This window comes from Aurantiacibacter odishensis (assembly GCF_003605195.1).
GTDB lineage: Bacteria > Pseudomonadota > Alphaproteobacteria > Sphingomonadales > Sphingomonadaceae > Alteraurantiacibacter > Alteraurantiacibacter odishensis.
Map to the genome: position 1 here is coordinate 218,180 of NZ_QYOS01000022.1, position 14,702 is coordinate 232,881.

Sequence of the window (14,702 nt, forward strand, 5' to 3'; positions counted from 1 at the left end):
TGTTGCACTGCAACATAGGGAGGGGTTAGGAATGCGTTACACGACATCATTGCAAAGCGGGGAACGCACTTGATCCGGAAGGCACAAACGCTGATCCTTTTCGGCGCCACGGGAGACCTCTCGCGCCGGATGCTGTTGCCTTCACTGTGCGCGCTGGACGCGGACGACCTGCTTTCCGACGATCTCGAAATCATCGGCACCGCCCGCTCCGAATTGACCGACAGCGAATTCCGCAGCTTTGCGCGCGAGGCGATCGAGAAGTTCCTGCCCGCGCACCGCCGCGGCGGAATGGCCGATTTCCTCAACCGGCTGAAATACAGCCAGCTCGATGTCACCACGCCTGAAGGCTATGCCGACCTCGCAGGCAAGGTGGGAGAGGACCGCGAGGCTGCGATCTTCCTCTCCACCGCGCCCAGCCTGTTCAAGCCGACGATCGAGGGGCTCGCTGCCCACGGTCTGGCGGACGACAATGCGCGTATCTGCCTGGAAAAGCCGCTCGGCACCGATCTGGGCAGTTCGTGCGAGATCAACGATGCCGTGGCCAGCGCCTTCCCCGAAGGCCGCATCTTCCGCATCGACCATTACCTGGGCAAGGAAACGGTGCAGAACCTGATCGCGCTGCGCTTTGCCAACATCCTGTTCGAACCGCTGTGGAACTCGCAGCATATCGACCACGTGCAGATCACCGTGGCCGAGACAGTGGGCCTCGAAAGCCGCGTCGATTTCTACGACGGCGCGGGCGCTCTTCGCGACATGGTGCAGAACCACATGCTGCAACTCCTCGCCCTCGTCGCGATGGAACCGCCCAGCAGCTTCGATGCGGGCGCGGTGCGCGACGAGAAGGTGAAAGTCCTGCGCGCGCTGCGCAAGCTGAAGGACGACGAGAGCGTGACCGGCCAGTACCGCGGCGGCGCCTCGAACGGCGAGATCGTGCCCGGCTATGACGAGGAACTGGGCAAGGAAAGCGACACCGAAACCTTCGTGGCGCTGAAGGCCCATATCGACAACTGGCGCTGGCAGGGCGTGCCCTTCTACCTGCGCACCGGCAAGCGCCTGCCCGAGCGGGTGACGGAGATCATCGTCAACTTCCGCTGCGTGCCGCACTCGATCTTCCCCGATGCACGGCTGAAGCCGAACAAGCTGGTGATCGGCATCCAGCCTGAGGAAAACATCACCCTGTCCCTGATGGCCAAGGTGCCCGGTATCGAGCACGAGGGCATGACGCTGCGCGAAGTGCCGCTGGATATCCGCATGCCCGATGCCTTCACCGGCAAGCACAAGCGCATCGCCTACGAGCGGCTGCTGCTCGATCTCATCAACGGCGACCAGACGCTGTTCGTCCGCCGTGACGAGGTGGAAGCGCAGTGGAAGTGGATCGACGCGATCCGCGCGGGCTGGGAAGCGGAGGGCAAGACGCCCAGGACCTATAACGCCGGAAGCTGGGGCCCCAGCGCAGCCATCGCCCTGGCCGAACGCGACGGAGTAAGCTGGCATGAGTAGCCTCAACCCCACCATCGAACGCGTGACGCAGCGCATCATCGAAAAGTCGAAGGACAGCCGCCGCGCTTATCTCGACCTGATCGACCGCGAGGCGGACAACCAGCCCGAACGCTCCGCCGTTTCCTGCTCCAACCTTGCCCACGCCTTTGCTGGCGCGCTGGAGGACCAGGAGGCGCTGAAGACCAACGCCGGGCCGAACATCGGCATCGTCTCCGCCTACAACGACATGCTCTCCGCGCACCAGCCCTACGGGCGTTACCCCGAACGGCTGAAGATCTACGCCCGCGAAGTGGGCGCCACCGCGCAGGTCGCAGGCGGCACGCCTGCCATGTGCGACGGGGTGACGCAGGGCGAGACGGGCATGGAACTCAGCCTCTTCAGCCGCGACGTGATCGCGCTCAGCACCGGCGTCGCGCTCTCCCACGCCATGTACGACGGAATGCTGCTGCTGGGCATCTGCGACAAGATCGTGCCGGGCCTGCTGATGGGCGCGCTGCGCTTCGGCCACTTGCCCGCCGTCTTCGTGCCCAGCGGCCCGATGCCGTCGGGCGTATCGAACAAGGAAAAGCAACGCGTTCGCCAGCTCTACGCCGAAGGCAAGGCGACGCGGGAAGAGCTGCTTGAAAGCGAGCTGGGAAGCTATCACTCGCCCGGCACCTGCACTTTCTACGGCACCGCCAATTCCAACCAGATGATGATGGAACTGATGGGCCTGCACGTGCCCGGCGCGGCCTTCTTCCAGCCCGGCACGAAAATCCGCCAGGCGCTGGACCGGGCCGCCGTGCACCGCGTGGCGGCGATGACGAAGAACGGCAACGATTTCCGCCCGCTCGGCCACTGTGTCGATGAAAAAGCCATCGTGAATGCCGCTGTCGGCCTGCTGGCAACGGGTGGTTCCACGAACCACGCCATCCACATCCCCGCCTTCGCCCGCGCGGCGGGTGTGCAGATTGACTGGACGGACCTCTCCGAACTTTCCGGCGCGGTGCCCTTGCTGGCGCGGGTCTATCCCAACGGTTCGGGCGACGTGAACCACTTCCACGACGCGGGCGGCATGGGCTTCGTGATCCGCGAACTGCTTGGCGCAGGGCTTGCCCATGCCGACGTGATCGGCGTTGGCGAGGAACGCGGCATGGCACAGTATGGGCAGGAGCCGTGGCTTGATGAAGATACGCTCGACTGGCGCGATATCGGCCCCAGCGGCGACGACGAGATGCTGCGCCCGGCTTCCGACCCATTCCAGCCCGATGGCGGGATGCGGCTGGTCCAGGGCAACCTGGGGCGTGCCTGCTTCAAGTCCTCCGCCGTGGAGCGCGAACGCTGGACCATCGAGGCACCGTGCCGCGTGTTCCAGACGCAGGGCGCGGTGAACGAGGCGTTCAAGAACGGCGAACTCGACAAGGACGTGGTGGTTGTGGTCCGCTTCCAGGGACCGCGCGCGAACGGAATGCCCGAACTGCACAAACTGACCCCGGCACTGGGCGTCTTGCAGGATCGCGGTTACCGCGTCGCGCTCGTTACCGATGGCCGCATGAGCGGCGCGAGCGGCAAGGTGCCCTGCGCCATCCACTGCTCACCCGAAGCGCTGGGTGGTGGTCCGCTCTCGCTGCTGGAAGACGGCGACGTGGTGAAAGTCTGCGCCGAGACTGGCGAACTCTCCACCACGGCAGACCTTTCCGCCCGAACGCCCGCGCCCGACCCGGTGCCGGACATGGGCACGGGCCGCGAACTGTTCGCCATGATGCGCGCACAGGCGGACGAAGCAGAGAAAGGCGGCAGCGCGATGCTGGCCGTGGCGGGGCTGTAAATGGAACTTGTAACCGTAGATATCGGGGGCACCCACGCCCGCTTCGCCATCGCCACCAAGGGCGAGGACGGCACGCTCACCATGGACGAGCCGATCACGCTGCATACCGAGGACCACGCCAGCTTCCAGACCGCGTGGGAGGACTACCGCGAACGCAAGGGCGGCACCCTACCCGATGCGGTGGCCATGGCCATTGCCGGGCCGGTGGGAGGCGAAGTCATCCGTTTCACCAACAACCCGTGGATCATTCGTCCCGCGCTGGTGGAGAGCAAGCTGGGCGTCTCGCGCTTCACCATCGTCAACGATTTCGAGGCCGTCGCCCATGCCGTGGCGCGTGCGGGTGACGACGAGTTCCTGCACCTGACCGGCCCCGAAGGTCCGCTGAAGCCCACCGGGCGCCTCTCCGTCATGGGGCCGGGCACCGGCCTTGGCGTGGCGCACCTGTTCCGCGAGCCTGACGGCACCTACCGCGTTTCGGCTACCGAGGGCGGACACATCGATTTCGCCCCGCTCGACCCCATCGAGGATGCGATCCTCGCCCGGCTGAGGAAGCGCCACAATCGGGTTTCGGTGGAGCGCGTCGTCTCCGGCCCCGCCATCGTCGACATTTACGCCACCCTCGCCGCGCTGGAAGGCCGCGCTGTGAAGGAGCAGGACGATATCTCGATCTGGAAAGCCGGAATGGAAGGCACGGACAGCCTGGCAGCCGCCGCCATCGACCGGTTCTGCCTGTCGCTGGGCGCGGTCGCGGGCGATATCGCCTTGGCGCAAGGCGGCTTTTCCGGCGTCGTGATCGCGGGCGGCCTTGGCTACCGGCTTCGCGAACATCTGCCCAACTCCGGCTTCGCGGAACGCTTCCGCGCGAAGGGCCGTTTCGAAAACCTGATGGCGGGCATTCCCGTCAAGCTGATTACCCATCCCCAGCCCGGCCTGTTCGGCGCGGCAGCGGCATTCATCCAGAGCCACGGAGACTGACGACCCATGAGCGCACCCGACAACATCGAGGAAATCATGCTCTCGGCCCCGGTCATCCCGGTGCTGGTGGTGGACGATCCGGCTGAGGCACGCCCCATTGCGGAAGCACTGGTGGCAGGCGGCCTGAAGGTTCTGGAAGTCACCTTGCGCACCGATGCCGCGATCGAGGTGATCAAGCGCATGAACCTCGTCCCCGGGGCCATCGTGGGCGCGGGCACCGTCACCAACCGTGACGATCTGGACAGGGCGCTGGCCGCAGGTGCCGAGTTCATCGTTTCCCCCGGCCTGACGGAACCGCTGGGGCGCGCCGCGATCAAGAGCGGAGTGCCTTTCCTGCCCGGCATCGCCACGGCGGGCGAATTGATGGCGGGCCTCGACATGGGGCTTACCCATTTCAAGTTCTTCCCGGCGATGGCGAACGGCGGCATCCCGGCGCTGAAGGCGCTCACCTCGGTCTTCGGCAAGTGCAAGTTCTGCCCCACCGGCGGCATCACCCCCGAAACCGCGCCCGACTGGCTGGCGATGGAGCAGGTGCTGTGCGTAGGCGGCAGCTGGGTCGCACCAAAGGGCGCCTCGACCGAGGAAATTCGCAAACTGGCAGAAGAAGCTGCGGAGATGGGCAAATGAGCGGCGTCGCAGACCTGACCCAGCGCCTGCAGGACCTGCACCAGCGCACGGTGGAGACCCCGCAGTTCAACCCGGTGTTCCAGCTCGCGCACGAACTGTCGCGCAAGCTGGAAGGTGGCGAGATGACGCTCGACGATTTCGAGGCGCTGATCGCCGAACTGGAAGTCGCGGCACTGGAAGAACGGGCGGACCGGCTGGAATGCATGGTCGCCCCCATCGGCAGCGATGCCAACGAGGCAGCGCTGGCCGAAGCGCTGGAGAAGGACGACTTCGCCAAGTTCCGCCAGCAGTGGGAGCGCCCACAGCTCCACGCGGTTTTCACCGCCCACCCCACTTTCCTCCTGACGCCCGAACAGTCGGACGCGGTGGCGAGCGCCGCCAGCCACGGCACCCCGATTACGTCCGATTGCATCGGCGGGGAGCGGCCCGAAGTCACCTTGTCCTACGAGCATGACCGCGCCATGCGTGCCATTGCCCATGCGCAGGACGCGCGCGACGCGATCGTCGCGCAGCTTCTCTCCCACGCACAGAAGCAATGGCCGGACCAGTGGCACGAGCTTGCCCCCCTGCCCTTCCGCTTCGCCAGTTGGGTGGGTTACGACATGGACGGGCGGACCGACATCACCTGGTCCAATTCCATCGGCTTCCGCCTGACGGAAAAGGCCGAACGCCTTTCCCGCTACGTCGCTTCGCTCGAAGTCATCGACGCCGATCACGCGCTGCTTTCCGAATTGCGCCCCGCAGCGGATTACGCCGCAGAGCGGGCCGAGGATTTCTCGGCCGACCTTTCCGATCCCGCCGCGCTTTCGGTCGCCGCCAACCGGCTGACGGCCAGCGATCCGCGCAAGCTCCTGAGTCTGTCGCGCTACATCGATGCGCTGGAGGATGAGGCGAAGACCTCCGACGATGCGAAGCGCGCCGTGGCGCTCAAGACGCTCGCCGCCGCCATGCGCGCCGATGGGCTCGGCATGGGCTGGATCCATTTCCGCGTGAATGCCAAGCAGCTTCACAACGCCATCCGCCGCCGGATCGACCCGGATGGCAACCTCGACCTCGCCAGCAAGGGCGCGGTGGTGCATCTCAACCGCGCGATCGAGCAGATCGAGCCGCGCCGCAGCAACTTCGGCGCACTGGCGATCGAGGCCAGCACGGCCATTCGCCAGTTCCTCGCCATGGCGCAGATCCTCGCCCATATCGACGAGGACGCGCCGATCCGCATGCTGATCGCGGAGTGCGAGGAACCGGCAACGGTGCTCGCCGCGCTCTATTTCGCCAAGCTGTTCGGGATCGAGGACAAGGTCGACGTATCGCCCCTGTTCGAAACCGAGACCGCGCTGGAACACGGCGGCCGCTTCCTCGATGAATTGCTGGCCGAGCCCGTTTACCAGGAATACGCGAAGAAGCGTGGCCGCGTGGCGATTCAAACCGGCTTCTCAGACGCCGGGCGCTTCGTCGGGCAGATCCCCGCCAGCCTCGCGATCGAGCGTCTGCAGGGCCGCCTTGCCGCTGCCATCGACGACAACGGGCTGAACTATGTCGCGGCGCTGATCTTCAACACCCACGGCGAATCCATGGGCCGCGGCGCGCACCCCACCAAGATGGCGGACAGGCTGGAATGGGCGCTCTCACCCTGGGCACGGCGCCGTTTCGCCCGCGCCGGCATTCCGCTGGAGCCGGAAGTCAGCTTCCAGGGCGGCGATGGCTACCTGTGGTTTTCCACCCCCGAACTGGCGCGCGCCATGCTCACCCGCATCGCCGTGCTTCGTCCCGCGCAGGCGGATACCGACGTGCCGAAGGACGTGTTCTACCAGCGCACGGACCTCAGTCTCGATTTCTACCGCGCGGTGAAGGAACACCAGCGCGATCACCTGGAAAGCCGCACCTACAGCCGTGCGATCACCGCCTTCGGCCTCGGCCTGCTCAACTCCACCGGCAGCCGCGTCAGTCGCCGCCAGAGCGACCTTTCCGCCGATCGCGAGATGTCCTTGCGGCAGATCCGCGCCATCCCGCACAATTCCATCCTGCAGCAGCTGGGCTACCCGGTGAACGTGATCGCCGGGATCGGCGAGGCGGCGGACGGCAATTACGAGGAAATCGGCGCGCTGCTCGCTGAAAGCCCGCGCGGGCGCGAACTCGTCCGTCTCGTGCGCGCCGCCAATGCGCTCGCCAGCGTGAAGACCGTGGCTGCCCACGGCGAACTGTTCAACTCCGCCTACTGGGCCAGTCGCCCCTATCGCGGCACGGAGGGGCACCTGACCGCCGCCTGCCAGGCGCTGAGCGAATATCTGGTGAAGGACGACCGCGTCGGCACCTTCCGCCGCCTCGCCAGCCGTTTGCGGGTGGATGCGATGAAGTTGCATCGCCTGCTGGACCATGTTCCGGACGATGCCCCGACCGACAACCGCGAAGACAAGCGCCGCATGATCGGCGTGCTACAGTCGCTGCGCCTCGCGCTGCTGCAAGCCATGTTCATCCGCGCCGTCAGCGTGCCGGTGTTCAGCCGCGCCAACGACGTGAGCCGCGACGACGTGCTGGAAATGGTCTTCACCCTGCGGATAGACGACGCGCTGGCGCAACTGCGGCGGGCCTACCCCACGCATTTCCCGCGCATCGCCCGTTTCGACCTGACCGAGCCGACCGACTGGCCCGACGGCAGCGACGAGGGTTACGAGGCCATCCACCGCGACTACATCGACCCGATCGAGCGCGCCTACGGCCTCTCCCTGCGCATCACCACGGCCATCGCCAACGTGTTCGGAGCGCATGGCTGAGCTGACGTAGACAGCCCCGCCGCATCGTTCCAAACAGGGACGCTGCAGTGCTCTCCGCTGGATTTTGCGCGCGTTCGGGCGCAGGATGCGCGGCATGAACACGAGCTTCAAATGGATTGGCGCGCTCGCCCTTGCCATCACGGCAACGTTCGGCGGCGCGATGGCGTTCACGCACGGCACCGACGCGCAGGAAAGCGACATTATCGCAGGCAGTGCCGCCGCGGTGGATGAGGCTATCGAGTTCGTCGCCAAGGAAGTGGTGCAGGAAACCCCGGCTTACGATCCGGACGATCCGTTCGTCATCAAGCGCGTGCTGCCTATCGAAGGGCCGATCAAATACGGCGAATGGCACTGGGACGACGAAGGTATCCCCGATGGCCCGCTGGTGATGACGGTGGACCTGCAGGCTCGCGTGATCTCGGTTTTCCGCAATGGCTACGAAATCGGCGCGGCCGCAGCGCTATTGGGCACGCCGGAGCATCCCACGCCTGTCGGCACATTCCCGATCCTGACCAAGGAACGCCACAACGTTTCCGAAAAATACGGCAACGCGCCGATGCCCTGGACCCTGCGCCTCACGTGGGACGGGGTGGCCGTTCACGGCGGCTCCACCGTGGAAGTGGGCTACGCCAGCCACGGCTGCATCGGCGTGCCGGACGAATTCGCATCGCGGCTGTTCGACATTGCCAACGTGGGCGACGTTGTCATCATCACCGACGGCGTGATGACGGGAGTCGGCGGGTCGCTTTCGACCGAAAGCTAGCCTGTCCGGCGGGGCGGCTCGCGCGTCAGCAACCACTGCTCACCTTCGATCTTCGCCAGCACCCCTGCAAGGTTTCCTCCCTGGCCTGCTTCGAGGCGGAGCAGCAGCCTTGCAACATCCCCGCCGCGTGGCCGCCCGCCCAGCCGCTCCATCACTTCTGCCAGAAGCCGCCTGTTCATTTCGCGCGAGGGGCCGGGCCTCAGGACGAACCCGTTCGGTGTTTCGGTCACCATTTCCGGCCAGAGTAGCGCGGCGTAGGCCTGAAGCGCCTCATAGGCTTCGGCGACATTGCTGGCCGATATGGCAAGCGAGGTGGTATCGAGCCATTCGCACCCGGCCAGCGCGCCGCGCATTCGCACGCGATCGAAGCGGTCGTCTGCATTGCTGGGATCATGCGCGACGCGCTGCCCCGCCGCCGCGACCACCTCTTCCAGTTCCGCTCGGCGGAAGCGAAGAAGTGGGCGAACGATGCGAATGCCGGTTTGCCCGAGCGGCTGCGAATGGCGCACACCGGCGAGACCGGCCACCCCGCTGCCGCGATTGAGCCGCATGAGCATTGTCTCGGCCTGATCGTCGGCGTGATGAGCCGTCGCGATGGCTGAAAGTTCGCTCCGGCTCGCCCAGGCACCCAGCGCATCGTAACGCGCCTCTCTCGCGTTCGCCTGCATGTTGCCTTCGCCGACCTGCACGCTTAGCACCTCGCACGACAGCCCGCGCTCTTCGCAGACAGCGACCACGAGCGCGCATTCGTCCTTCGCTTCAGAACGCAGGCCGTGGTCGACCGTGGCGACTTCGAAGCCACCGGGAATCGCCTCGTGCGCCAGCAGCAGCATGGCCATCGAATCCGTCCCGCCGCTGACGGCGAGGCCGATCCTTGCGCCGGACGGATTCAGCCAGTCGAGCGCCTGCCTGAAGCGCTCGACCAGTTCGCGGTCAATTGCAGTCGACGCGGCCACCGAGGTTTTGGTACTGCGTTTGCAGGCGGCCAGCGGCGAGCGCCGGGTAAGTGTCACCGAACTCGGCGAGAGCAATGCAGGCGCGGCGGGTATCGCCCAGCGCGATCATGCTTTCGGCAAGGTACAGCAGGCTGTCGGGCGCGCGGGCGGCGCTGGAATCGGCCTGGTAGTTGTCGAAGAAGTGCGTCGCGGCGGCGCGCGGCTCGCCCGCGTCGAGGAAAGCGCGGCCCAGCAGGTTGCGGCCATAGGTGGTGCGCCAGTGATCCGGATAGCGTTCCACGAACAGCGCGAGCTGCTGCTGCGCTTCGGGATAGAAGCCCGCATCCCACAGGCGGAACCCGTAAACGTACTCGTCGTCGCCCTCGTCACCCGTGGCGGGCTTGGCGATGCCCTGCACTGCTTCCACGCGTGCTGGCGTGGGGCCTGCTGCGACTTCCGCTTCGCTCTCTACCGGAGCGAGTTCCGCGGTATCTTCGCCATCGCCCGGCACCGGGATCACGCCGCTGGGACCGGAGCTGGCCCCCGTCGAACCGGCAGAGGCGCTGGTGCCCCCGCTGACGCCGCGCGTCTCCAGGGCGTCGAGGCGCGTTTCGACGGAGGTAAGCGCGTTCTCGTTCACCTCTGTCGCCGCAGTCAAGCGGGCGAGCTGCTGCTCGATCGCGTCGAGCCGGGCCAGCACATCCGTCAGGGCCGACGTCGTGGGTTGCGGCGTGGTGGTCTGCACGGGATTGCTCTGCGGCGTGATTTCCGGCTCGAAGAACCGGTCGTCCCCGCCGGGGAAGACCGCGCGCTGAAGCGCGTTGATCTGGCTTTCGATCCGCCGCAGCCGGTCATCGCTTTGCGCAGCGGCAGGCAGCGGCACGGCGACGGCCACCATCCCCGCACAGATGGCGGCGCGCGTAAGGGTGAAAGTCGGTTTCGACCTTGAAAGCATTGCCGAGGTTCTCCTCAAATCCATATTCGGCGCAAAGACACGGTAAGGCCATGCCAGTTGCGACCAAGATAGACGATTAACGCGGGCGTGAAAGGCGCAGCGATGCGCATTTCCCCCGTGAAGATATGGGTGCTTCGCCTATTCGACTTCGGGCGAAACGCCGCCTTCGCCAGGCTCGGCCGGTTCGGCGCGTGGCGGCGCGGTGGCCGCAGGCGAAGGCTCGGGCGTTGCCGTCGGCGTCGGGGTTGCCGTGGCGGCAGGCGTCGTCCGGGCAGGCGTGGGTGTTGACGTGGGGGACGGCGCAACGGTGCGCGACGGCTGCGGGGCTGGTGTCGACGCGGGCTGCGTTGCCGGTTCGCTCGATTGCGCAGGCTGAGTAGCCGGAGCAGCGGGCGTACCAAGGCCAAAGCCGATGGTGGCAACGCCGCCTTCGCGCGACAGCAGCGCATCGGCGGAAATCGGCACGTCGGAAATCGTCTCGACTGCGGTCGACAGCTTGCGCACCGGCCTGCCGCCGATGGTGATGGCGAGGCGATCGGGCCTGCCGGTGATGATCTGCGGATTGGGCGCATCGGCGGGAATGGTGAAAGTGTCACCCTCGCGCATGGTGCCTTCCTGCAACACGCGGCCCTCCCCGTCGTAGAAGCGCACCCAGGTCTCGCCTTCGGCCGTGAACACGACAGGTCCGTCCGGCTCTTCCGCCACGGCTTGCTGCGGCTGCTGTTGCTGCGCCGCCTGCCGTGCCGCTTCGGCTTCGGCCTGCTCCTGCTGTTCCTGCTCGACCAGCGAGGGAATTTCGGCAGCGGGCGCAAACAGGGCGCGAGCGGCGAAGAAAATGCCGATCAGCAGGATCACCACGGCGAACAGCGAGAAATACAGGAGCCGACCGCCCGGCGCGCGCGAGGGATCGCCGGGCTCGAACGAGCCGCCGCCGCGCCTTTGCTGCTCGTAGCGTTCGTTGACTGCGGCCTCGTCCAGTTCCTCGCGCATGAGGCCGACGATTTCTTCCTGATCCAGTCCGACGGTCTTGGCATAGGTGCGGGCGAAGCCCAGCACGTAGGTGCGGCCGGGCAAGCCCTCCAGGTCGGCGGTTTCCAGGCTTTCCAGATGGCGACGCGAGATACGGGTTTCCGACGCGACCTGTTCCAGCGTCAGGCCCTTGCGTTCACGCGCGGCGCGCAGCCTGGCACCTGCGGTTGCCGCGGCTTCGTTGGAATTGTCTTGCAATGTCTCGTCTTCAGTGTCGGTCATGACCGCTCCAGCAGGAATGATGCTGGGTTGTTTGCGAACCCTTGGCGCGCACCCCAATCGACCAAGCCCCGCAGAGTCAAGCGATTGTGCGGCGCAAAAGCCTATTCAACCTCGATTTCGCGCTCCTGCGCCCAGGCCTGCAGGGCCGCGCGCATATCAGGCGGGGGATTGGCCAGCCATTCTCTCATAGCCTGACCGATTTCACGGGTATCGACCTTGCGGACCAGTTCCTTGATCGGACCGACGCCTGCAGGCGTGATCGAGAGGCGGCGGATCCCGATGCCCAACAGCGCCAGCGCTTCAAGCCTGCGCCCGCCCATCTCGCCGCAGACGCCAAGGTCCACGGGATAGCCGACGCAATTCTGCACGACACGGCGCAGGAAGCGCAGGATGGCCGGGCTGACCCAGTCGTACCGCTCCGCCAGCATCGGGTTGGCCCGGTCTGCGGCGAACAGGAACTGGGTCAGGTCGTTGGTGCCGATGGAAATGAAGGAGAGCTTGGGCAGCAGCAGGTCCAGCGTTTCCGCCAGAGACGGCACCTCCAGCATCACGCCGTAGTTGATCGCGGTGGGCAGCTTGTGCTTGCGGGACCTGAGGAAGGCGAGTTGCTGCTCGAACACTTCCTTGGCGGCGTCGAACTCCCAGGGTTCGGACACCATCGGGAACATCACGTTCAGTTCGCGTCCCGACGCGCCTTCCAGCAGGGCGCGCGCCTGTGCCTTCATCAACCCCTCGCGTTCCAGCGCCAGGCGCAGCGCGCGCCAGCCCATCGCGGGGTTCTCGTCCTCTTTGGCGTTATCGCTGGAGATGTAGGGCAGCGACTTGTCGCCGCCGATGTCCACCGTGCGGAAGATAACCGGCTTGCCCTTCGCCGCGTCCAGCACGTCGCGGTAAAGGCGCGCCTGCCGCTCTCGCTGCGGCAGGGCGGCGGAGACGAGGAACTGGAATTCGGTGCGATAAAGGCCGATGCCGTCGGCGCCGGTCATGGCCAGCATGGCCACGTCGTCGCGCAGTCCGGCATTCATCATAACCTGGATACGCTCGCCATCGCGGGTGAAAGGCTCCACATCGCGCAGCTTGGCGTAGCTCGCCTTCTTCTCCTTGCTGCGGGCAAAGCGCGCCTCGAACGCGTTCAGCACGCCGCTGGACGGGCGCACCGTGACCTTGCCGGCATCGCCGTCTACCAGCATTTCGTCGCCTTCACGCACCAGCCCGCGAATGTTGGAGCATCGCCCGATTACAGGAATGCCCATTGCCCGGGCCACGATCACCACATGCGCCGTCAGCGAACCCTGTTCCAGCACCACGCCTTTCAGGCGGCGCTTGTCGTATTCCAGCAGTTCGGCAGGGCCGAGGTTTTTGGCAACGAGGATGGAATCGGCCGCGAGGCCCTTTTGTGCGGCTGTGCCGAGCTGGCCGGACACGATACGGATGAGGCGGTTGGCCAGATCTTCCAGATCGTGCATCCGGTCCTGCAACAGCGGGTCCTGAATCTCACGCATGCGCTGGCGGGTGCGCTGCTGCACGCGTTCGATCGCGGCTTCCGCCGTCAGGCCGGAATCGATCGCCTCGTTGATGCGGCGGCTCCAGCCTTCGTCGTAGGCGAACATCTTGTAGGTCTCGAGCACCTGCTCGTGCTCTCCGTCCACACCGAATTCGGCCTGGCTCGCCATGTTGTCGATCTGCTCGCGCATCCGGTCGAAAGCGAGATAGACGCGCTCGCGCTCGGCTTCGGTATCCTCGGCCACGGTCTGCTCGATAGTGACGCGCGGCTGGTGGAACACCGCCTTGCCGATGGCGAGGCCCTTCACCAGTTTCAGACCATCGATGATGACTTGGCCGGAATGCGCTTCTGGGAGGCGATCCAGCTCTTCTGCATCGACCAGACCTGCATTGTTTATGAGCTCTGCCAGCACCATGGCGGTGGTCTGCAGCGCCTCGATCTCCACTTCCTCGTACTTGCGCGGTTCGGCATGCTGCACGGTCAGCACGCCGATGGACCGTTCACGTCGCACGATCGGCACGCCGGCGAAGGAGTGGAAACTTTCCTCACCTGTTTCGGGGCGGTACTGGAATTCGGGGTGGGTGGCCGCTTCGGCCAGGTTCAGCGTCTCGATGTTCTGGGCGATCGTGCCGGTCAGCCCCTCTCCCACGCCGAGGCGCGTGACGTGCACGGCGGCCTGGTTCAGCCCGCGCGTGGCGAACAGTTCCAGCATTCCCTCGCGCAGGAGGTAGATCGAGCAGACCTCGCTATCGAGCGCCTCGCCGATGGTTTCCACCACCTGGTTCAGCTTGGCCTGCGCATGGGTGCGCGATGCCATCACCTCGTGGAGGCTGGTAAGAATCTGTCTGGCGGAAGAGGCGGCGGTCATCTCTGGACCGGCCTATAGCACATTATGCAAACCCGCAAATTCCCGACCTTGCCCCGGCATCTCTTAAATCTGGGGCGAAGGCCGGAAATTCATCCGTTCGTCGTCCGTCGGTTCGTCGTCCGTTGGTTCAGAGCCTCAATGAAGCGCGATCTCTTCCTTGATGGCGAGTTTCTGCTTCTTGAGTGCCTGGATTTTCGCACTGTCGGGCGAGGGGCGGTTCATTTCATCGCGTAGCCGACGGTCGAGCCCTTCGTGCTTTTGCTGGAGGGCTTGGACGTGCGAAGTTTCCATGAGGCAGTCTCCTTGACAGTCTGGGCCGGTAAAAGCCCGGCCCGTGTGGTGACCCAGCACGGCAGACTGCCCTTCGACTCGCGAGACAGCAGCCTCCGCGCGATTGTCATGAAACCACAACATTCCTAATTCTCCAAATGGCGCGGCGACGAATTGCCCTGTAAGGCCGATGTTCCGCCACGCGGCACTTGCCGGGTACAAAGAGAGGCAGGAAGAAGGCAGCATGACCGAAGACGAAATGCGCAAGCGTCTTGCCGCCCTGAAGGTGGAGCACCGCGATCTCGACATCGCGATCGAAGCGCTGGTGAGTGCCGGTGGACCGGACCAGTTGCAGGTCGCGCGGCTGAAAAAGCGCAAGCTGCGTCTTCGCGACCAGATCAGCCATATCGAGGATCATCTGACACCTGACATCATCGCCTGAACCGCTCCCGTGAAAACCGTTTCCCAACGGGACA

Annotated in this window: 12 protein-coding genes; 7 read left to right on the top strand and 5 right to left on the bottom strand. The window is 65.6% G+C overall.

Going from position 1 to position 14,702, the window contains the following annotated elements; genetic code table 11:
- Positions 1 to 69: 69 nt before the first annotated feature.
- From zwf to D4Q51_RS06770, 6 genes are all read left to right on the top strand, one after another.
- The gene (zwf, locus tag D4Q51_RS06745) at positions 70 to 1,500 is read left to right on the top strand and encodes a glucose-6-phosphate dehydrogenase (RefSeq protein ID WP_120076974.1); all 1,431 of its coding nucleotides are present in this window, start codon (positions 70 to 72) and stop codon (positions 1,498 to 1,500) included.
- The gene (gene edd / locus D4Q51_RS06750) at positions 1,493 to 3,307 is read left to right on the top strand and encodes a phosphogluconate dehydratase (RefSeq protein WP_120076975.1); all 1,815 of its coding nucleotides are present in this window, start codon (positions 1,493 to 1,495) and stop codon (positions 3,305 to 3,307) included. The genes zwf and edd overlap by 8 nt, the downstream gene beginning before the upstream one ends.
- Positions 3,308 to 4,282, top strand: coding sequence for a glucokinase (gene glk, locus D4Q51_RS06755; RefSeq protein WP_120076976.1), 975 nt, complete (start codon positions 3,308 to 3,310; stop codon positions 4,280 to 4,282).
- 6 nt (positions 4,283 to 4,288) lie between these two features.
- Positions 4,289 to 4,909, top strand: coding sequence for a bifunctional 4-hydroxy-2-oxoglutarate aldolase/2-dehydro-3-deoxy-phosphogluconate aldolase (eda, locus tag D4Q51_RS06760; RefSeq protein ID WP_120076977.1), 621 nt, complete (start codon positions 4,289 to 4,291; stop codon positions 4,907 to 4,909).
- Complete coding sequence (locus tag D4Q51_RS06765) at positions 4,906 to 7,680, top strand: phosphoenolpyruvate carboxylase (RefSeq protein WP_120076978.1); 2,775 nt, start codon at positions 4,906 to 4,908, stop codon at positions 7,678 to 7,680. Before eda ends, D4Q51_RS06765 begins: the two co-directional genes overlap by 4 nt.
- Positions 7,681 to 7,774: 94 nt before the next feature.
- Positions 7,775 to 8,443, top strand: coding sequence for a L,D-transpeptidase family protein (locus tag D4Q51_RS06770; protein WP_240624595.1), 669 nt, complete (start codon positions 7,775 to 7,777; stop codon positions 8,441 to 8,443).
- On the opposite strand, the gene tilS is transcribed toward D4Q51_RS06770, so the two are convergent.
- The 5 genes from tilS to D4Q51_RS06795 all read right to left on the bottom strand — a co-directional run bounded on the left by tilS (position 8,440) and on the right by D4Q51_RS06795 (position 14,247).
- Entirely contained in the window at positions 8,440 to 9,399 is a 960-nt protein-coding gene (tilS, locus tag D4Q51_RS06775) for a tRNA lysidine(34) synthetase TilS (protein WP_120076980.1), read from the bottom strand. The two genes, D4Q51_RS06770 and tilS, sit on opposite strands and share 4 nt — an antisense overlap.
- Complete coding sequence (locus D4Q51_RS06780) at positions 9,377 to 10,333, bottom strand: tetratricopeptide repeat protein (protein ID WP_240624596.1); 957 nt, start codon at positions 10,331 to 10,333, stop codon at positions 9,377 to 9,379. Before D4Q51_RS06780 ends, tilS begins: the two co-directional genes overlap by 23 nt.
- Positions 10,334 to 10,471: 138 nt before the next feature.
- Positions 10,472 to 11,584 (bottom strand): helix-turn-helix domain-containing protein, encoded by a 1,113-nt coding sequence (locus tag D4Q51_RS06785; RefSeq protein WP_205689457.1) that lies wholly within the window; start codon positions 11,582 to 11,584, stop codon positions 10,472 to 10,474.
- 101 nt (positions 11,585 to 11,685) lie between these two features.
- Entirely contained in the window at positions 11,686 to 13,956 is a 2,271-nt protein-coding gene (ptsP, locus tag D4Q51_RS06790) for a phosphoenolpyruvate--protein phosphotransferase (protein ID WP_120076982.1), read from the bottom strand.
- Between the two features lie 135 nt (positions 13,957 to 14,091).
- On the bottom strand, positions 14,092 to 14,247 hold the full coding sequence (locus D4Q51_RS06795; protein ID WP_120077056.1) for a YdcH family protein: 156 nt from the start codon (positions 14,245 to 14,247) through the stop codon (positions 14,092 to 14,094).
- Between the two features lie 223 nt (positions 14,248 to 14,470).
- Between D4Q51_RS06795 and D4Q51_RS06800 the strand changes: the two genes are divergently transcribed.
- Positions 14,471 to 14,668 carry a YdcH family protein gene (locus D4Q51_RS06800; protein ID WP_120077057.1) on the top strand — a complete coding sequence of 66 codons (198 nt, stop codon included), beginning with the start codon at positions 14,471 to 14,473 and terminating at the stop codon, positions 14,666 to 14,668.
- The last annotated feature ends 34 nt before the right edge of the window (positions 14,669 to 14,702 follow it).